Annotated in this window: 18 protein-coding genes and 2 tRNA genes; 7 read left to right on the forward strand and 13 right to left on the reverse strand. The window is 68.6% G+C overall.

Annotated features, from left to right (window positions below; genetic code table 11):
• Positions 1-231: 231 nt before the first annotated feature.
• Positions 232-807, reverse strand: coding sequence for an SSI family serine proteinase inhibitor (locus ACFV0T_RS07020; RefSeq protein WP_385775305.1), 576 nt, complete (start codon positions 805-807; stop codon positions 232-234).
• Positions 808-978: 171 nt separating this feature from the next.
• Between ACFV0T_RS07020 and ACFV0T_RS07025 the strand changes: the two genes are divergently transcribed.
• Together ACFV0T_RS07025 and ACFV0T_RS07030 are read left to right on the forward strand one after the other, a co-directional pair.
• Positions 979-1,069 (forward strand) — tRNA-Ser (locus ACFV0T_RS07025).
• A 202-nt stretch (positions 1,070-1,271) separates the two neighbouring features.
• Positions 1,272-1,344 (forward strand) — tRNA-Arg (locus tag ACFV0T_RS07030).
• 104 nt (positions 1,345-1,448) lie between these two features.
• Here the strand turns inward: ACFV0T_RS07030 and ACFV0T_RS07035 are convergent.
• The 10 genes from ACFV0T_RS07035 to ACFV0T_RS07080 form a co-directional block, all read right to left on the reverse strand.
• A complete protein-coding gene (locus ACFV0T_RS07035) occupies positions 1,449-2,702 on the reverse strand; it encodes a tyrosine-type recombinase/integrase (RefSeq protein ID WP_385775307.1) in 1,254 nt (417 codons plus the stop codon).
• Positions 2,702-2,899 (reverse strand): helix-turn-helix domain-containing protein, encoded by a 198-nt coding sequence (locus ACFV0T_RS07040; RefSeq protein ID WP_385775309.1) that lies wholly within the window; start codon positions 2,897-2,899, stop codon positions 2,702-2,704. Before ACFV0T_RS07040 ends, ACFV0T_RS07035 begins: the two co-directional genes overlap by 1 nt.
• A 445-nt stretch (positions 2,900-3,344) precedes the next feature.
• Positions 3,345-4,820: an ATP-binding protein gene (locus tag ACFV0T_RS07045; RefSeq protein ID WP_385775536.1), complete on the reverse strand. Its 1,476-nt coding sequence runs from the start codon at positions 4,818-4,820 to the stop codon at positions 3,345-3,347.
• A gap of 2 nt (positions 4,821-4,822) precedes the next feature.
• Positions 4,823-5,665 carry a DNA primase gene (locus ACFV0T_RS07050; protein ID WP_385775311.1) on the reverse strand — a complete coding sequence of 281 codons (843 nt, stop codon included), beginning with the start codon at positions 5,663-5,665 and terminating at the stop codon, positions 4,823-4,825.
• A gap of 153 nt (positions 5,666-5,818) precedes the next feature.
• Positions 5,819-6,283: a hypothetical protein gene (locus tag ACFV0T_RS07055; protein ID WP_385775313.1), complete on the reverse strand. Its 465-nt coding sequence runs from the start codon at positions 6,281-6,283 to the stop codon at positions 5,819-5,821.
• 203 nt (positions 6,284-6,486) lie between these two features.
• Positions 6,487-8,592, reverse strand: coding sequence for an ATP-binding protein (locus ACFV0T_RS07060; protein WP_385775315.1), 2,106 nt, complete (start codon positions 8,590-8,592; stop codon positions 6,487-6,489).
• Positions 8,593-8,672: 80 nt separating this feature from the next.
• On the reverse strand, positions 8,673-8,990 hold the full coding sequence (locus ACFV0T_RS07065; protein WP_385775317.1) for a hypothetical protein: 318 nt from the start codon (positions 8,988-8,990) through the stop codon (positions 8,673-8,675).
• Between the two features lie 13 nt (positions 8,991-9,003).
• Positions 9,004-9,900 (reverse strand): protein spdB, encoded by an 897-nt coding sequence (locus ACFV0T_RS07070; protein WP_385775319.1) that lies wholly within the window; start codon positions 9,898-9,900, stop codon positions 9,004-9,006.
• Positions 9,897-10,163: a DUF6284 family protein gene (locus tag ACFV0T_RS07075; RefSeq protein ID WP_385775321.1), complete on the reverse strand. Its 267-nt coding sequence runs from the start codon at positions 10,161-10,163 to the stop codon at positions 9,897-9,899. The genes ACFV0T_RS07070 and ACFV0T_RS07075 overlap by 4 nt, the downstream gene beginning before the upstream one ends.
• A gap of 91 nt (positions 10,164-10,254) precedes the next feature.
• Entirely contained in the window at positions 10,255-10,440 is a 186-nt protein-coding gene (locus tag ACFV0T_RS07080) for a hypothetical protein (protein WP_385775323.1), read from the reverse strand.
• Positions 10,441-10,792: 352 nt separating this feature from the next.
• Between ACFV0T_RS07080 and ACFV0T_RS07085 the strand changes: the two genes are divergently transcribed.
• Both ACFV0T_RS07085 and ACFV0T_RS07090 read left to right on the forward strand, forming a co-directional pair.
• Complete coding sequence (locus ACFV0T_RS07085; RefSeq protein ID WP_385775325.1) at positions 10,793-11,551, forward strand: GntR family transcriptional regulator; 759 nt, start codon at positions 10,793-10,795, stop codon at positions 11,549-11,551.
• A complete protein-coding gene (locus ACFV0T_RS07090) occupies positions 11,521-12,225 on the forward strand; it encodes an AAA family ATPase (protein ID WP_385775328.1) in 705 nt (234 codons plus the stop codon). Before ACFV0T_RS07085 ends, ACFV0T_RS07090 begins: the two co-directional genes overlap by 31 nt.
• A 204-nt stretch (positions 12,226-12,429) precedes the next feature.
• Here ACFV0T_RS07090 and ACFV0T_RS07095 read toward each other — a convergent pair whose 3' ends face one another.
• Entirely contained in the window at positions 12,430-12,969 is a 540-nt protein-coding gene (locus ACFV0T_RS07095) for a hypothetical protein (protein ID WP_385775330.1), read from the reverse strand.
• Positions 12,970-14,256: 1,287 nt separating this feature from the next.
• Positions 14,257-15,030 carry a hypothetical protein gene (locus tag ACFV0T_RS07100; RefSeq protein ID WP_385775332.1) on the reverse strand — a complete coding sequence of 258 codons (774 nt, stop codon included), beginning with the start codon at positions 15,028-15,030 and terminating at the stop codon, positions 14,257-14,259.
• A 393-nt stretch (positions 15,031-15,423) separates the two neighbouring features.
• Here ACFV0T_RS07100 and ACFV0T_RS07105 point away from each other — a divergent pair, with 393 nt between their 5' ends.
• From ACFV0T_RS07105 to ACFV0T_RS07115, 3 genes are all read left to right on the forward strand, one after another.
• On the forward strand, positions 15,424-16,059 hold the full coding sequence (locus tag ACFV0T_RS07105; RefSeq protein WP_385775334.1) for a DUF5994 family protein: 636 nt from the start codon (positions 15,424-15,426) through the stop codon (positions 16,057-16,059).
• A 159-nt stretch (positions 16,060-16,218) separates the two neighbouring features.
• Entirely contained in the window at positions 16,219-16,590 is a 372-nt protein-coding gene (locus ACFV0T_RS07110; protein WP_385775336.1) for an STAS domain-containing protein, read from the forward strand.
• Positions 16,591-16,646: 56 nt separating this feature from the next.
• Positions 16,647-17,285, forward strand: a complete 639-nt coding sequence (locus ACFV0T_RS07115) for a hypothetical protein (RefSeq protein WP_385775338.1) — start codon at positions 16,647-16,649, stop codon at positions 17,283-17,285.
• The last annotated feature ends 169 nt before the right edge of the window (positions 17,286-17,454 follow it).

Consider the following 17,454-nt stretch of genomic DNA (forward strand, 5'->3'; position numbering starts at 1 on the left):
CGCTCGCGGCGCCGGATGAGAGGGAGCTCGCACGACGAATTGCGACAGAACGTGTGACCGGCTCCTCCGGCTTCGCGGTACCTTCGCGGGACGTTTACGGGACCGTTGTCTTCACCAGGAGACTCCTGTGCTTGACCTCGGCCGCCCACACACCTCGGACTCGGCCGCCCACGCACCTCGGGCCCGCCTCCGAGGCGCAGGCGCGACGCGCTCGGGTCGGCCGGCCGGCCGCTACGGCCCCAGGTCGGGCAGGAGCGGCACGAACCGGTCCCAGCGTGCGATCTGGCACCCGTCGCCGCGGTCGAACACCGCGTCGACGGGCCATCCGGCCCACGTCCCGGTGACATGCGCGGTGGCCGGGCCGCCGTACTGCAGGGTGCAGATGCTGTTCTCCGGCACCGGCGCGAAGATCTCCTCGCCCCACCGGGTGTTGCGCTCCACCACCTGGCAGGCGCCTTCCACGTCCGGGTGGCTGCCACCGCCGGGGTGGCAGTACAGCTCGTACGTTCCGTCCGCGTCGCCGCCTGCCTGGTGCACGGTGACGGTGAGGTGGTCGGACTCCGTGAGGTGGCCGGACTCCGTGAGGTGGTCGGACTCCGTGAGGTGGCCGGGGCCTGGTGCCCGGTCCTCGTCCCGGACGGGCGGTGGCATGACGGGGCGGCCGGCCCCGCCCGCTTCGGTGGCGACCCCGGCGTACGCGGCCGTGGACGCGGCGGACAGCGAGGTGACCGCGGCGAAGGACGCGGCGGCGGTGACGGCGAGCCGGCGGAGGCGGCCGGAGATGACCTGCGACATGACCTGCGACATGACCTGACTAACGCGACGCGCGCCGGTACGTTGCGCGCGCCCGCCGCACCGCCACGTAAGGCTTTGCCCTACGGCCCGACTGCCTAGTACCGTGGAGGCCGATTGGTGACAGCGCGCTCGACTGTGTCATCATCTGCACGCACCACTCGCGCTCGCGTGAGCGGTTGTGCTGGAGGCGTCGCCTAGTCCGGTCTATGGCGCCGCACTGCTAATGCGGTTTGGGACTTCAATCCCATCGAGGGTTCAAATCCCTCCGCCTCCGCGCGATCAGCGAAGCCCCGGTCCACCCGACCGGGGCTTCGCTGTTCTCCGTTGTCCCAGATACCGCCCGAAACGGCGTTTTCGCAGGTCACAACGGGTACGGCAAACGGATTTCACATGTCGGCGGCAGTCATGTAATGTTCTTCCTGTCGCCGCGAGCGGGCCGGAAGGGCCGGGAGCGAAGGCAAAATAACAGAACACAAGCACTCGTAGCTTAACGGATAGAGCATCTGACTACGGATCAGAAGGTTGCAGGTTCGAATCCTGCCGAGTGCACACAGGTGAGAGGCCCCATCGGTTCGCCCGATGGGGCCTTTGACATCAGCGCCTGACATCAACGCCTACGTAGGCCGGTCGGATGACGCCATCAAGGCGTCCGACTACACGATCTCCTCGTTGGGATCGTGGCCCAACGCGTCGTCCATCCGATCTGCAGCCGCACGCAGCGTCGTGCTCATCACGTGCGCGTAGGTGTCCAGTGTCATCGTGATCGTGCTGTGCCCGAGGGTCTCCATGATCGTGCGAGCGTCCACGCCCTGAGCGAGCAGGAGCGAGGCGCACGTGTGGCGGAGATCGTGAACGCGCACCCGTCGCACGCCGGCGTCCCGACACAGGGTGGTGAGCATCCGGTTCAGGCCGCGAGGGTCCGTGACGCGGCCGGTCGTGGTGGTGAAGATCAGTCCGTCAGGATGCCCCGGATCAGGCTGCCACTTCTTCCCCGAGACCTTGCGCTCCTGCTCCTGCTGCTCCCGGTGCTGCGCGAGCGCCTGCATGCAGCGCTTAGGCAGAGACACCGTACGGATGGACCGGGTGGTCTTGGGGCTACCGAAGATCAGTTCCCGCCGGATGCGCTGCACGTTCCGACGGACCCGGAGCTGACCGTTCGTGAGGTCAATGTCCGACCAAGTGAGGGCGAGCGCCTCGCCTCTCCGCAGGCCCGTCGACACCAGCAGCAGCCACAGGGCGTACAGCCGGTGGGATCGGGCGGTCTTGAGCATCAGGCGAGCCTCTGCGGGGTCCAGCGGACGCACCTCCTTGGGGGTGACGGTGGGGGTTTCCACGATCCGCGCGACATTGCGAGCGATCAGTTCCTCTCGCATCGCCTGTTGCAGAGCGGACCGGAGCACGGCATGGATGTACTGGACGGTCCGCGCCGACGGCTGGCGCGCGCAGCAGCGGCCGACGGCACAACACGAGCGCTTGCCCTCCGGACGCTCCCTGTCCGCGCCCCGGAGGCAGCACAGGCAGGACGTCTTGAACTCCGCCAGGAAGCGGCGCACGTCCGCCGGCGACAGTCGGTTGAGCCGCTTCTTTCCGAGGGCAGGCCTGATGTACAGGCGGGTCAACCCCTCGTAACTGTTCAGCGTGGACGGCTTGAGCCGTTCCGGCGCGATTGTGGCGAGCCAGTACGTCAGGTAGTCGCCGAACGCCATCGTGGACTCTGCGGCCGGGATGCCCTGACGGGTCTTCTCCTGCAACTCCGTGAGCTTGTCCGCGACTTCCTCACGGGTCTTGCCGTAGACGAACTTCCGGGTACGGGTGCCGTCGGGGCGGTAGACGTAGGCGGCGGCCTGGTAACGGCCGTCCGCCCGCTTGGTGATCGTTCCTTCGCCATTGGCGCGACGCTTGGCCATCAGGCGGCCTCCTCGATTCGGTCTTGCATGTACTGGCGCACTGCAGTGACCGGGACCCGGCGGGCACGGCCAGCGGTGAAGCTTTCGAGCTGCTTAGAGCGGAAGAGGTCGTAGACCTTGCTGCGGCTGAGGCGCAGGGCGTGCATGACTTCGGGAACCGTGAGCGCTTCGGGCAGGGTGGGGGCGACGGTGGGCACGACGAACCTCCGTGAGCGGGGCCTGTTTCGGGAGCCAGCGTGTGTCCGAGGTGCGGATTTCTGCGTCATTGCGTCATCAGCGTCATTTAGGCTTCTGACCTGCGGTTTTGCGTGACGCAGTGTCGGAGGCGTGCGTCATGGCAGCGTCATGGGCTGCGTCATCGCATGACGCAGATGACGCAGGATGACGCAGAGCCCGCCGTCTGCGTCATGGCTGTTGCCGCAGGTCAGGTGCCGTTTTTTGGCATGCATGACGCAGATGACGCAGCGTCTTCCCTCTTAGGACAAAAGAGGGGGTGTCTGTTGTAGTGCGGTGCTGCTTCGAGCGTGAAGAAGGAGCTGCTGCGCGGCGCGACCTTGGGGCGGCGCGCTGCGCCGAACAGCAAGAGGAGCACGCCTCGCCGCTGGTGCTCCTCTTGCTTGTCCGGGCGAGCGCGGGCGCGGGTCAGAGCATCCGCGGCTGCGCGTGTGGGTGAGCGGTGGCCGGGCGGGTCATGGCGAGGTACCGGCCCTCGCTGGTGCGGCCGGTATCGATGAGGACGCCGCGGGCGGCAAGGGTCGGCTGGAGCCGCTTGAGCCGGTCGGAGAGGACTTTGCCCGTGGTCGGCCAGCCCTTGGGCAGGGCACGCAGGTCTTCGCCGCTGTAGATGCGACTGAGGCAGTGCAGCCACTCGGTGGACGTCATCCGCTGCTCCGCGCCCGGTTCGATGGTGTCGGCATGCCGGAGAACGGTCTGCGCCAAAAGGTCGCCCTCGATCACGTCGTCGTTCAAATCGTCCAGACTGGCCCGGTAGGCAGTGAGAGCTCCGAGACCGGTGGCCGCGTCGAACTGCGCGCACAGATGGGCGAAGTCGGCCATCCGCAGATCGGTGGGCGTTTCCGCCCCGACGGCGCGGACCTTGACCGTGAGGTCCAGGAGCGAGCCGAGAACGACCGGCAGAACCTCCGCGTACTCCGCCCACAGTTCCGCCTCCGTGCGCCGCACACGGGGCCGCTCAAGGCGCAGCGGCAGGAGCCGTTCGGCGAGGTCGGGCCGGATGACGCCGACGTCGATGCCGGTCAGGAGCAGGGGGCGGCGGTAGCCGACGCGGAACACGTCCCCGTCGGTGAACAGGGCGCGCTTGACGCTCTCGGCTCCGGTCACGATGCAGCACATGGCGTCCGAGAGTTCCGGCGTCATGTGGGAGAGGTTGTCCAGCGCGGTGACCCATCCGGCCGCCACGGCCGCGATCAGGTTTTCCTCGTCCTTCGGAGCCCGGCGCAGGTCACCGCTCATGCCCTCGATGATCCGTACGAGCATCCGCCCGCCGGTGGACTTCCCCGCGCCCTGCGGCCCGGTGAGAAACGGCGCGGGCACGGGCACGGACGGCCCGAGACAGCCGATCAGCCACGCGATGGCCAGGCACTCGGTCTCCGCGGTGGCGAAGTTGCACAGCCTCAGCAGCAGGTCGATGCCCTTGCCGTCGGTGTCCTTGGCCGGCAGGGGCAGTTCCCCGGTGAGCTGGGTGCGCCGCCAGCACACCTCACGCGGGTCCGGGGTGCGGATGTCCCAGCCGGTGGGGTGGATCCGCACGGACTGTCCGTCGTTGCGTCCCAGGTCCAGCCACGTCGCCCCGTCGAAGCCGGGGGCGACGCGGATGTGTACGGGCTGTACGTCCTCGGTGAGCGCGAGTGCTTCGATGAGGTCCAACGCCTCCTTGAGGGCGGTTCCGTTGAAGACGCCGATCCCGTCACGGAAGAGGCCGACCATGAGTTCCTGGCGGTGGCTGCCGGTGGTGCCCTGGGAGCGGATCGGCCGGGCGACGGGGTGGCCGTTCTTCTGCGCGTAGACGGTTCCGTCGGCGGTGCGGAAGTAGCGGAAGTGCGCGTGTGCGTAGTCGGCGATGACTTCGCGGGCGGGGTTCTTCTCGTCGTCGGACATGGTCACAGTCCCAACGTGGTCAGGGCGTTGGTCCACGCGTCGGTGCAGTGCCGCGGCGATTCGCCCTTGGCCTGCGCGGCGGCGAACAGTCGCGCGGTGTGGGCGTCGGTGAGGCAGGCGCACCGGCCGTGCGTGGACAGCACGGCGAGGAAGGTGCGGTACACGGTGGCGTGCACCGCGCTGGAGGCCGCGGTGATGCGCTGCTCTGCCATGGCGATGCCGCGGTCCAGATAGGTCGGCGTGCGGTGAGGGCACTCCCCGCCCCCGGCCCGTGCGGGCACCATGACGGCCGCCGGTCGGACTGTGGCAGGTTCCTTGACGGTCAGTGCCCGTACGACGTCCGGCAGGCGGGCCGTGCTGCCGGTGCCGGACCCGCGCCACCGGGCGTAGGCCATGGTCGACTTGATGTCGACGCCTTCGCGGACGCCATTCACGGAGCGGGTGGTGCCCTGGTAGATCCAGTGTTCGCCGCGTGTGGTGGGCACGGTGCGGGTGGCGGGCAGGGTCTCGCGGGCCCAGTCGACGGCGGCGGGGTTGTCGAGATCCACGACGGTCAGTCCGGCGCCGCCGGGGTGGTAGGCGACGGATACGGCTTGCCGCCATGCCGCGGCCCACGCGGGAGAGGTGAGCACCTGCGGATCGGTGGTGGCCGCGGCCCACGCGTGGCAGACCTTGGCGCAGCGGCAGGGGCCCGCGTGCTTCATGTTCGGCCGTCCGCCGCACGCGTTGCCGGTGCAGGCGGCGCAGTTGCCGAACGGGACCTTCCCCGCCCGCAGCGGCAGCACCGGGACGGAGCGCACCGCCAGCGTGAGCGCGGTGTCCAGCAGGGGTGAGACGGTGCTCACGCGGCCACCTCCAGCGCTGGCGTGAGGGCGGCGAGGGCTCGCCGGATGTCGGTGGGTTGGGTCATGCTGGATGTCTCCAGTTCCTGGGATGGATGCTGGTTGGTCAGGGCGGCCCCGTTCTTTGGCGAGACGCGGGGGCCGCCCTTGGCGTAGCTACTGGTAGAAGCGGTTGCGCTTGATCACGGCGCGGCGGATGTTGACCGTGGTCCCGCCCCTGTGGCCGCTCGCGCTGAACACCTGCACGGCGATCCATCCGCCGAAGATGACGGCGGCGAGTGTGATGAGCTGGGTGATGAGCGCGGTCAGCGCGGCGATGAACGTCGTCAGCAGCAGCAGTCCGCCGCATACGGCGAGGAATCCGACGCCCCCGAGGGCGACGTTCACCGCGGCGCGCGAGACGGCCGGCTTGGTCGTGATCGGCTCCGGTTGCATGGGGTTGATGGCGTAGCCGGTGACGACGCGTCCGTCGGGCAGGACCACGCTCGCCACCGACGGGACCACGCCCGGCTGGACGGGGATGAGCGGCGCCGGCGCTATGGCGGCGGGAGTGATCGGGGTGGGTATGTGGACTTCCACGGCCCGTTGTGCGGGCGCGTGGTGGCCGTGTTCGGGGTACATGCGGAATCCCTTCCGGTGCTCGGTGAGGGAGGCAGGGACACACCCTGCCGGGGGCGCTGTGAAGGGGGTTTCAGGGCTCTGACCTGGGATGCCTCCCTGCCTCCCTGGCGATCATTCGCGCAGGTCAGGTGCAGGGAGGCGGGTCAGGGAGGGGGCTAGGGAGTTCTCCCTGCCTCCCTGACCCATCGGGGTGTGGCTCCCTGTCATTCGGCGGCGGAAGCGGAACCATCCGTGTCGCGGTTGGCGAGGGCGCGGGCGACGCGTTCGCGGGCGACGACCATGCGCCCGTCGGACTTGTACGGTTCGGCTCCGGTGCCGTCGAGAACGCGCTTGAGGTCGATGAACGACCACTTGCCGTAGGCGTCCTCGCTCAGCGCCGCGAGCCGCTTCAACACGTCCTGGGTGATCAGCCGCGGGGCGTCCCCGATGACGCCGGCGACGTCGGCGAGCGGGTCACGCTCCTCACCCCGCTCGACCACATGCAGGGTGGTGACGCCGTCGCGCAGCGCCTTGGCGCGGTCGGCGATGACTTCCGCGTCGTCGGTGCTGATGAAGTGCGTGCGGACCGTGATGGCCGACTGCCCCTTGGGGATGTCGATGCCGTCGGAGGCGACGACCAGGGTTCCCTTGTCCAGACCGGGGCGCAGCAGGTGTGGGGCGGCGCCGCCGTTCACGGCCTTCTCCCCAAGGGCCATGACGGCCTGCGCTTCGGTGCCCAGGGCGAGGGAGGCACGGGTGTGAGCACCCTCGCGCACGAGCTTGGGAAGGTTCTGGTCGGTGGGGTCCTGGGTGCCCTGCCACAGCAGCACGTTCACCGCCCGGCCCTGGTTGTGGATCTTCCGCGCGGCCATGAAGTACCGGGAGTTGGAGCTGGACCCGCCGTAGGGGCGCTTCTGTTCGTCCTTGACCGGGCACATGAACGCGACCTGCGCCTCGTCGACGACGATGATGAGCGGCGGGAATGCCGTTCCGGGCGGCGCCTGAAGACGACGGTTCATCTCCTCCACCGCGTCCTCGACCATCTCGGTGACCTGGATGACGTGGTCGTCGGTCGGTCCCTGGATGAGCCGGGTGGCCAGGCCGTCGAACATCCGCCAGTCGCCCGCGCCCTTCAGGTCTCCCATCCAGAACTCGACCGACCGGTCGAGGGCGAGCCAGAGGGCGAGGGCGCGCAGGGCGGCGGTCTTGCCCTGGTTGGACAGGCCCGTGATCAGTAGGTGTCGCTGGAACACGCTCAGGCTTGCCGCGTCGCCGCGGAGGTCCTGCCCCCAGGGGGCGCGGCCCTTGGTGTAGTCGGCGGTCATCGTGTCGTCGGTGACCAGCGGCGAGGGGCCGATCGGCTGGTCCAGCGCTCCGGAGTCGGCGATCCAGACCCGGACGGTGCGGGCCGCTTCGGCGGTCATGATGAACACCTCGTGCTCGTGCCGGGTCAGGTTCTCGGCGAGCTTGCGTCGACGCTGCTGCACCTCGGTCGTGGTGACCCCGGACGGGAGCGTGACGTCGACTTCCACGCCACATCCGGCGATTCGGATCGGCCCGAGCATGCTCGCGCCGGCGTCGCCCATCTCCTTGATGGCGTTGCGCAGGGCCGGTACGCCCAGGTCGCGCAGGGCCTTGACCACGATCGAGGGCGTGATGGGCTCGCCCTCGCTGGAGCGGACGTGGTCGGGCATCGACCATGCGGGTGCGGCTTGCTGTTTGCTGCCGACGGCCCACAGGGCGAGCAGGGCGAGGAACGGGCCGATCGTGACCGCCGGGCCCCACACCACTTGCACGATCCGGATGAGCAGGCCGATGAACGCGATCGTGGCCGCGAGCGGGGTGATGACGTCGGCGACGTCGCCGTTGTTGATGGCCATCACGACCCCGAGCGCGACCAGCACGCCGACGCTCATGCCGGCGCCGACCGCTATGCCCTTGGCCGCGTCGACGGGCGAGTGCAGCAGGTCCATGCGGCGGCGGTGTCGGGCCTCGCGGAAGCGCTGGAGACGGTCCTCCCACTCTTCCGCCACCTCGTAGTTCCCGGCGGCTTCCGCGGCGCGCAGCATGCGCTCGTAGCGGGCGCCGGTACGGCCGTCCCAGGTGCGGCGGGCCACGATCCGGCCCCCGTTGAAGGTGTAGAGACCATGCCGGACCACCGCCCGCGCGGCGGTGCGGGTGGTCTCGTGCGTGACCGCGGTTCGCACGGCGCGGCCGGAGCGCACCCACAGCGGCACGGGCCGCGCGGCCGGCGGGGCGGGGACCACGGTCAGCGTGGTCACGTGGGGCGGGTCGGTGGGCTTGTGCAGGGGAACGACGTTCTCGCTCATGGTGGTGAGCACTCCTGACTGCCCCATGACGGGGTGAAGTGGAAGGGGTTCCGTGCGAGGCGGTGTGGTGCGGGCGGGTGTCACCACCAGCCGGTCGACTTCTTGGCAGCCTTGGCGCGGGCGGTCTCGGTGACGATCCGCTGCCGCTCGATCTGCAACGCGGTCAGCTCGGCCACGAGCCGCGTCTCCGCGGACGTGGACACGGACTCCAGCCGGTTGTCTGCACGGGTGGTGCTCTTGCCGCGCATGACCCGGTAGGAGCCGCCGGCCAGCGCGCGCAGTGCGGCGCGGCGTTCCGGTCCGGTCAGGGGCCACATCTCGCCCTGGCGGACGGCTTCGAGCTTGCGCGTGGTCTCCCGGATCGCACGATCCAGGCGGCGGGTGTCGGGCTTGCCCATGGTCACGTGCTCCTCACGGGGTGTGGGTAGTCGCGCCCGTGCCGGGCGCCGGCGGGATGACGACCACGCGCTTCCACGCGGCCCGTAGCCGGACCTCGGAAGCGGCGTAGCCGGATGCACGGAAGCGGGTGGCCATCTCGCGGTAGGACAGGGCCGGGGTCTCGCTGTGGCGGATCTGGTCGACCAGCGCGTCAAGCGCCGCGTCGGTGAGCGCGGGCCCCGCATCCAGGGCGAGGGGTTCGGTAGGTCCCCACACCGGAAGGTTCCACGCGGGTGTGACGCCGGGCGTGACCCGGGCCGTCACGCTGGTCAGCGCCCGTCCGGTGTCCTCGCCCTCACGTGCCGTTTCCAGCGTCGACCACGCCCGCGACAGGCTGTGTGCGGTCCTGGCCTGAACGCGGGCGACGCGGGCCCCGGCCTCCGTCACGGCCGTCAGCCGCGTCTCCTCCGTCGTGGCCTCTGCCCGCAACCGGGCACGGGCCACGGCCGCCTCGTCGCGTGCCTCCTGCTGAATACCGCGGATCGCCCCGAGGGCGTTCGGGGTGAGCGCGGTCCGCTCCCACAGTCCGTGGACCAGCCACAGCGCTTTGGCCGCGATGGGCAGCCAGGCCACGGCCAGCCACGCGCCCGGGTTGTCGTCGGCGCTGAGCGCGTGGGCGATCAGAACGCCGGCGGCGATGAGGCCGAAGGACCAGCCGACGCCGGTGACGGCACGGCTGTGGTCGCCCTGCGCGGCGAGGCGCCGTTCGTAGGCGAGGGTGGCCAGCCACCCGCCGTCGATACCCAGACCGACGACCAGGGCAACCGGCCACGGCATCGCCGTACCCAGCCACATGACGACCACGGCGAGGGTGAGCACCATGGACACGGCCGTCATCGCGACGGCCGGCAGCACGGTCTTGGCCTTCACGCCACACCCCCGACCGTGGCGTCGGTGGTGCGGTTGGCGAGGGTGCGCCACTCGGCCAGCATCCGGGCGAGGGCGCGGCGGGTGCGGCGGGTGTCGACCTCGTTCGGCATGTGGTCCATGGCGATGATCTGCGCGTCGATCAGGTCGACGTCCGCCAGGATCAGCGGCATCTCCAGCTCGATCGCGTCCAGCTGCGCGTCCGTCGGCTCGTTCCAGTCGGCGAACGCGGTAACAGCTTCCTGAACAGTGACGATGTGGTTCATTGGGTCGTGTTCTCCCTGTTAGGTGGTACGGCCCAAAGCGGTCCCCGGGGGGCAACCCGGGGACCGCGCGCCGTTGGGGGAAGTGCGTAGATCAACCGCGCTTGTCGCGGGCGTTGACGTCGGCGATGTCGACGTTGTCCGGGTAGCCGTCACGGAGTCGCACGAGCGTGAACTGACTGCCGCCGACGTCCGTGATCCGGTGCGTCTCGCCCCGGTACTGCACCTCCGTGCCGACCTGGTCGGCATTCGGGTGCTTCGGGTTGGTGATCCTGCGCAAGACCTGCTCCTCTCATCTCGGCTCCCCACGCCCCCGCCCGTACGACCACCGCAGCAAGCGGGGCTGGACGGGCGGGAGAGGCAACCGGCCGCAGCGCCGCTGCGCTGCGAAGAGGTCGAAACGCGCTGTTCCGCGCACGGGACTGCACCCGGGCGCGCCCGCTCTCTTGCTTGCGAAGGGGGAACGGGCTTCCCTCGGTCCACTGTTGAGTTCTCAATCAATGCGCGCTCACTTCGTACTCACCCCTGCGGGCTTTCCTCCAGGCACATCCCTAAGGTTCCCTAGGGTTCCCTGTGGTGTCAAGCGGTAAGCTAGGGAACCCCAGGGAAGTGACGGATGAGGAGCGAGCGACATGGCAGGCCAGGCCGACAATCGGGCCCCGTACGCGAAGATCGCCGCCCACTACACGGCGCTGATCGCCTCTGGTCAGCTCCAGCCCGGATCACTCTTGCCGAGCATCAAGAACCTCGCGGAAGAGTGGAAGGTGAGCACCGCGACGGCTGAGAAGGCCCTGCGCAAGCTGCGCAATGAGGGGCTTGTCCGGGGCATCCACGGCATCGGGACCGAGGTCCTGGACCAGCCGGCGCCGATGTCTTCAGGGTCCCAGCGTCAGGACCGGGGACGCCGTACCGGGTCTAGCTGGGGAGCAGGCGAAAGGTCCGACTCACACCAAGCGGCCGTAGTGGCCGCGCCCGCTGAAGTCGCCCAAGCGCTGGACCTTGAGCCCGGTGCCGACGTGGTCCGCCGTAGCCGGGTGTACAGGGACCGGCACGGCATCGTGGCGCACAGCACGTCTTGGATCCCGGCTCGCTACGGGAAGCTGATCCCACAGCTAGCGGCTAGCGAGCGTCTGACGGGTGGCACTTCGCTCCAGCTCATCGCCCAGGTGACCGGCCACCCGATCAGTCACCGCATCGACACTGCCTCAGCCCGTCGGTTGACACCGGAGTACGTACGGCTCCTGGAACTGGACCCCGAGAACCCGCCGACAGAACCTGTTGTTGTCATGACCGCGAAGTTCGTCGACAGCGAGGGCACCATCGTGGAATACGGCGTGGACCTGGGAGGCCCTGGCCGTACATGGCGTACAGAATCGGAGGTCTCACCGTGACGGTCCTGGATGACACGCTCGTGAGTGTGCTCGAAGACCGCCTAGGTTCACTGCTCGCGGCCCGCAGGGCTGGCAGAATCACGCCCGAAGCCGAAGCGGAGATGGCCACCATCTCCCGAACCATGACGAGACCGATGCCACCACGTCCGCCGTTCTGTGTCCTGATGGCCGGGCTTCCCGGCTCCGGCAAGACCACTCTTTCCCGCGCCCTCACCGATCGTGGGTTCATACGACTCTGCCCCGACGAAGAGATGTACCGCAGGCACGGTGTCTATGGAGTGGACTTCCCCCGAGGCAGCTTCCCCACTCTTGAGCGACCGGTCCTCGAAGACGTGGCGGTCGACCTCGGCGAGCAGCTCAAGGCGGGGCACGATGTCGTCGTCGACCACGGTTTTTGGACCCCGGAGGACCGGGCCAGATGGCGAGGCATCGCCATCGACGCTGGCGCCACCCCAGTGCTCGTCTACCTCGCGGCAGGCCACGACGAACTCTGGGCGCGGATCAGCAAGCGCAACGAGTTCCACGCGGACGATCCCAACTCGATCTACTTCTCCGAGAGCGACCTGCAGCGGTACCGCACGCGGTTCATCCCCCCTCAAGCGGGCGAACCGCACCTCGTGTACGACGGAGATGCTGCGGCCGTAATTGCGGCTCTAGAAACCTCGCGCCCTTGACATTCGCTGGGCAGAAGCCCAGCTCGGTTGGGTAGCGCTCCGTCCTAGCTTCCGTTACCGCAGACAAGAGAGGCACCCGATTCATCGAACCGGGTGCCTCTCCAGTTTCCGTCTCAGCTAAGGCGTACGAATGGCTGCCGCGCGTGACTGTACAAGCTGGCTCATGTAATTTTCGGCCTAGCTGGTTTTCCAAAGGGTGCCTTGTCAGTCTCTTCGAACGGCCTTGCCCTTAGCGTTTCGTGCCTCACGTCGATCCCGGACGCGTGCGGCACGAGCTTCACTTGCCATTTCCCCAAGGCTGTCAAGTTGGTGTCCATCGACGATGCCAGCAAGGAGCCTGGCGAGACTTTCGTCTGCCGGAATGTACTCGCCGCTGAGATACCGCTGGATGCGCTGTGCCTGCCGTGACTGCGCCCTGCGCCACTCCCAGAGGTCCGCGGGCGGGGGCTCATTGAGAAGTCCGTTGTCTTGCAACATTTTCCGCAACGCCTCGATGAAGCGCATTTGCTCGGCCGGTACCGGAATTGCAACGGGCTCTGCATGTTGCGCGGGCGCCTTGCCGATGGCGAGTTCATCGCGTCGGCGGATCCACTCCTGGATGCTCGATCTGCCTTCGTGGTCACGGGCCAGTTTGTCTACCCACGCCCAAGCCCACTTCCGAACGATTTCGTCGATCCAGTCGACTCCGCTGTCGGCCTCATCTTCGCCAAGAAGAGCTTCCTCACCGCCAATCCACCAGCGCAAGAGCGTTGACAAAGTCCTCTCGGAGGGGACGCGACGCCCTGACAGAGCCGCGTAAAGGGCAGCTCGGGATACGCCAGGAGACTGCTGAGCGATGTGCGGGATGGGCGTCTTACCTGATCCCAGGGCGCGGAGGTCGCTTGCGAAGGCCTCCAATGCGCTTCGGGTTGGGTCGATTTGCCGCCGCCGAGCTGGCACAAGCCCCCCTCAGGAATCGGATCCACTCTGCCACGTCGCGGGATGTCTCGCGACACGCTTTGGTGTCGGTGCCGCGCCATAGTCTCTTGTTCTGACGGCGAACGCGACCGCAGCGCACCGGAGTTCCTGAGTCGCTCTCAGGAGCAGGTGGGGTCGCCCTGCGCCAACAGGTCGCCGTCATGCGTAACCCGATCCCCCGCACGACAGGAGGCAGAAACGGCTGCGGCCCCCCGCGCCAACGAGGGGCCGCATTGCGCAACCCGATCACTCTTCGCAGACCGTTTGGAAGGAGAGAGCAATCAGTTCCGTTCCCGAGCCTACGAGGGGCCGCCGGGCCACGTCGAGTCGCCAGATAGTTGCGGCTCCACTTACCGCCGGTTTGGCGGCCGTGGGCAGCAGCCTCGCGGGCGCTCCTTGGTGGGCTGCCGCCCTGTGCTTGACGTTGGGCTTCGCGGTTATCGCGCTGCAGACGGTCTTCCCCCAGGATTCGGCCGATCGGTTGGCCTGGTGGAAGGATCGTCGGCGTCACCGCGAACAGCGCAGACGACGGCGCGCTGAGGGCAGTCCATCGAATCTTCCTGTGCGCCAGCCTGACATCAACCGCTGACATCAACGCCCACGCACACCGGCTTACAACGGCGGGGCGAGGTGAGGCGAACTTGGCGGATTGGCATCGCTGAGAGGCTGGTTGGCGGTCGGTTCATCTGAGGCGAACACGCCTACGGATCAGAAGGTTGCAGGTTCGAATCCTGCCGAGTGCACACAGGTGAGAGGCCCCGGAGTGATCCGGGGCCTCTTGCGTTTCCGAGTCACCTGCGACGTACTTCCAGACAGCAGCTCTCTGTCTTGTCGTGGCAGTGACGCTCATTGCGGTTGGTCGTCACCAGCGCCGAACAGGGCGCAGCATCATCAACCCGGACAGGCCTGTACGTGTCGCCGACGCCCTCCTCCGCCTCGCGGCCACCCCGCGCCACTCCCTGCTCGGGCCGGCCCATCAGCTCCGTCGGCCACGACCGACCTGATCCGAACGAAAGGCCCTGGGGGTCGCGTGCACCTGGTTCACAACCGAAGGGTCAGGTCCCGGTCCCGGGTTCACTTCCGGCGGGTGACGGTGAAGTAGTTGTCTGCGGAGGAGTCCCAGCCACCGAGGCTGAGAGTGAGGACGGTGCCGTAGCGGACCCGCGTGGTTGCCACGCTGATCGGGTTCTCGGGGGCGGTCGAGCAGCGCTGGTAGATCCCGGACCCAGCCGGGGGGCACAGGGCAGGCTCCTCCACCAGATTCGGAAGCGGCAGGTGCGGCCGGTCCCAGTCGATCCGGAGCCCCGGGGCTTCGAGCGTCGGCGCGGGCATCAGCCTGCCGTCCGGGTACCGGCCGTGATCACGCTGGTAGCCGATCGCGTAGGTCACGGTGCCTGCTGCGTGAGGCATGTCGCGCCCCTCGTCATCGTGCGGACCCCAGGCTGCGATGTCGGCCGCGCGGATTCGGCGCAGCACGTCGGTGAGATCTCCCCGTACGCCGAAGTAGGCGACGGCCTGCATGTCGCATTCGAGGCTGTGCGGAGACTCATGGTTCTCGAAGATCGAGCCGTTGTAGGGCCTGACGCAGGAGTCCTCGAAACGCGTGAGCACGTGCTCCAGACCCTCGACGGCGGTGAGGCGCTCGATCAGGGCGCGCATCTTTCGCTCCTCCACCGACCTGCGGGACTCCGCCGCGGGAGACGTGGCCTGCTTCCGCAACTCCTTATCCGACGGCTCGCGCGAGCATGCCGTGGTCAGCCCCACCAGGGCCAACGCCAGCAGCAATCCGCCCGCCCGGACCCACGGTGCGCGCACGTCGCGCCACCGGTCCGCCACGGTCCCCTTCATCTCCGCACCTCCGCCCCTCACCTTCCGGCGTGGCGGGGATGGGCACATGAGTACGTGTACTCAGATGTCGGCCACGACAGCACACCGAGCCGGGCCCAAGACCTCAGTTGGCGGCTCGCCGACGGGAGTTGCTGTGTCGACCGGGGCGAGTGGTGGACTTGAGGGGTCATCGGCGTCGGGAGGCCGGCGCCGGTCGGCGGATGCTGACCGGCGCGGCCGTCCGGAGGAGAGGCGGGAGGCGGTCATCCGGCGACGAGACGGCTCGTTCGGCTCGGGCGAGGAGTAGGCTGAAAAGACCGAGGATATTCCGCGCACCGGCTGCCACGCTCGTGTCGTTTTCGGCGATCGCATAGGCCGGGCCGACCGCGGTCGGCCCGGGGCAGGGTTCGCGTCATGACTGCGACCATTTCCTTCTCGCCGACACTCGAAGACCGGTTGCCGTCGTCCACTCCCGCTTCTTCCCCGCTCCGCCTGTCGCCGGCTCCCGTCGGCGCCGCGCCGGCTCTCCTGGACGGCGCCTGGTGGCCCCGATCACGCGATCTGATGACGGAACTTCCCGCTCTCACAGCCGTACTGGATTCGTTGTGGGGCCGGATCACCCGGGTCACGGTGAATCCCACCTACTGGCCGGTCGTCCCGCGCAAGGTGCCTGTCGCCGGGCATGTCGTGAACGTGGGTTGGTTCCTGCCCGAGCAGGATCCGCACGAACTGCTGCTGCTCTCGTACGACGTGGGCCGGTGGAACCTGTTGGTGGTTCCGCCGCGGACGGATCCCGTCCCGGCCGCCTGGCTGATGACCGCCGCTAGCGACCCCCTGGGCACGTCGACCGCGAGCCGGTTGATGGACGAGGCGGCGCGTCTGCGCACGGTGTCGGAGACCGACCGGGGCGTAGAGGCGGTCTGGGACTCCGAAGGCGGACATGCGGCCCACGATCCGGTCGTACGGCCACGGATCCCGGCGGTGATGGCCGAGGGCGGAGCGCGAGGCGCTGGATCCGCCGGGCTCCCGAATGGGCCGATGCTGATGTGAGGCTCATGGCGATGAGCGCTCTGGGCGTGTTCCTCGTCCACCTCCTGAACTCGCAGTGCAGCGACCGCGTCGCCGCGATCCCCACCACGGTCGCTTTCGCACGATCCCCGTCAGGTTTCTGGCGGGACGCCGGCAGAAAGCCGATCGAACCGAGGAGCCATGCCCCTTCCACAACTGAACGTCTACCGGCACGACCGCGACACCCGCGCGCTGATCACCCTGGTGGGAGAGGTCGACCTGGCCACGGCACCGCAGGTGAGCGCGGCGCTGGCCGAGTGCCTGAGCGACGGCATCCGAAGCATCGATGTCGATCTCACGGCGGTCACCTTCTGCGACGCCGGCGGACTCAACGCCTTCCTCGCGGCATTCCGGCTTGTCACGGATGCCGGTATGTCCCTGCGGCTGCACCACGCGTCGCGGACCATGGCCCGTGTCATCGAGATCACCGGCTCCGGATTTCTGCTTCATCCGGTCCTCACCGGTCGCGCACGACCGTGCCGGATTTCCGATTCCACGTGTGGTGCGCGGTGACGGCTCCGCGTCGGCGGGAGCAGCCCCCGCACGGTGACGGAAGCACACCGCCCGCCATGGACGCGTTACGCCTGCGCCGGCTGAACCGCTGGCAGGCCGAGACGCTCAAGGAGGACCTGGCCGATCTGTACGTGGAGTCATCCCGGGCACAGCCCGGCGGGGAGTACCAGGGCCGGGAAACGTTCCTGCGGCGACTGACCGGCGACATCCGGCGGCCGGGCTTCGCCCTGATGATCGCGGAGAACACGGCCTTCGCCGGGTGTGCCTACGGGTTCCCGGTACGGCGCGAGGGGACGTGGTGGCAGGGATTCGACGGACCCCTGCCGCGGAGCGTCGAACAACTCACCGCCTCCGGGCACGTCTTCGCGATCAGCGAGACACTGGTGCACCCTCACACGGACGACCAGGGCCTCGCCCGTCGACTCCAGCAACGTCTGCTCGCGGACCACCATGCCTCGCTCGGGGCGACGTTGGTGGATCAAGCCGACTCGGCGGTCTGCGACGCCTTGCTGTCGTGGGGCTGGCAGGACATCGGGACGGTCCACCGTCCGTCGGACCGCTCGGCTCTCCGGCCTCTCCAGCCGCCAGAGGACATGGTGCTGCGGGCCCTGGTGCTTCCTCTCGGGCTCGGGCCTCGTACGGCTGCCCACCCGGACGGTCTGGCTCACGAGAACCGAACCCAACGGCCCGACTGAGGAACGCCGGTTGTGCGGTGCCTGGCGCGGAAAATGCGGTTTCCGGCCGTCGGGCTCTGTCCGTTCGAGGGGAGACCCGGCCGTCGGAAAGCGAATCGAACAGGGTCGGGCGCGGTGCGGCGGCAGACGTCGTGGCCGTGGCGGTGTGCGTGTCGAGACGGTCCTCCGT

The organism is Streptomyces sp. NPDC059582 (assembly GCF_042735715.1).
Lineage (GTDB): Bacteria > Actinomycetota > Actinomycetes > Streptomycetales > Streptomycetaceae > Streptomyces.

Excerpts from the sequence above, each read along its gene's own strand:
- ACFV0T_RS07035 (WP_385775307.1), bottom strand. The coding sequence starts at position 2,702 with ATGGCCAAGCGTCGCGCCAATGGCGAAGGAACGATCACCAAGCGGGCG.
- ACFV0T_RS07045 (WP_385775536.1), bottom strand. The coding sequence starts at position 4,820 with ATGTCCGACGACGAGAAGAACCCCGCCCGCGAAGTCATCGCCGACTAC.
- ACFV0T_RS07075 (WP_385775321.1), bottom strand. The coding sequence starts at position 10,163 with ATGAACCACATCGTCACTGTTCAGGAAGCTGTTACCGCGTTCGCCGAC.
- ACFV0T_RS07100 (WP_385775332.1), bottom strand. The coding sequence starts at position 15,030 with ATGAAGGGGACCGTGGCGGACCGGTGGCGCGACGTGCGCGCACCGTGG.
- ACFV0T_RS07115 (WP_385775338.1), top strand. The coding sequence starts at position 16,647 with ATGGACGCGTTACGCCTGCGCCGGCTGAACCGCTGGCAGGCCGAGACG.
- ACFV0T_RS07065 (WP_385775317.1), bottom strand. The coding sequence starts at position 8,990 with ATGGGCAAGCCCGACACCCGCCGCCTGGATCGTGCGATCCGGGAGACC.
- ACFV0T_RS07110 (WP_385775336.1), top strand. The coding sequence starts at position 16,219 with ATGCCCCTTCCACAACTGAACGTCTACCGGCACGACCGCGACACCCGC.
- ACFV0T_RS07020 (WP_385775305.1), bottom strand. The coding sequence starts at position 807 with ATGTCGCAGGTCATGTCGCAGGTCATCTCCGGCCGCCTCCGCCGGCTC.
- ACFV0T_RS07055 (WP_385775313.1), bottom strand. The coding sequence starts at position 6,283 with ATGTACCCCGAACACGGCCACCACGCGCCCGCACAACGGGCCGTGGAA.
- ACFV0T_RS07060 (WP_385775315.1), bottom strand. The coding sequence starts at position 8,592 with ATGAGCGAGAACGTCGTTCCCCTGCACAAGCCCACCGACCCGCCCCAC.
- ACFV0T_RS07090 (WP_385775328.1), top strand. The coding sequence starts at position 11,521 with ATGGCGTACAGAATCGGAGGTCTCACCGTGACGGTCCTGGATGACACG.
- ACFV0T_RS07105 (WP_385775334.1), top strand. The coding sequence starts at position 15,424 with ATGACTGCGACCATTTCCTTCTCGCCGACACTCGAAGACCGGTTGCCG.
- ACFV0T_RS07085 (WP_385775325.1), top strand. The coding sequence starts at position 10,793 with ATGGCAGGCCAGGCCGACAATCGGGCCCCGTACGCGAAGATCGCCGCC.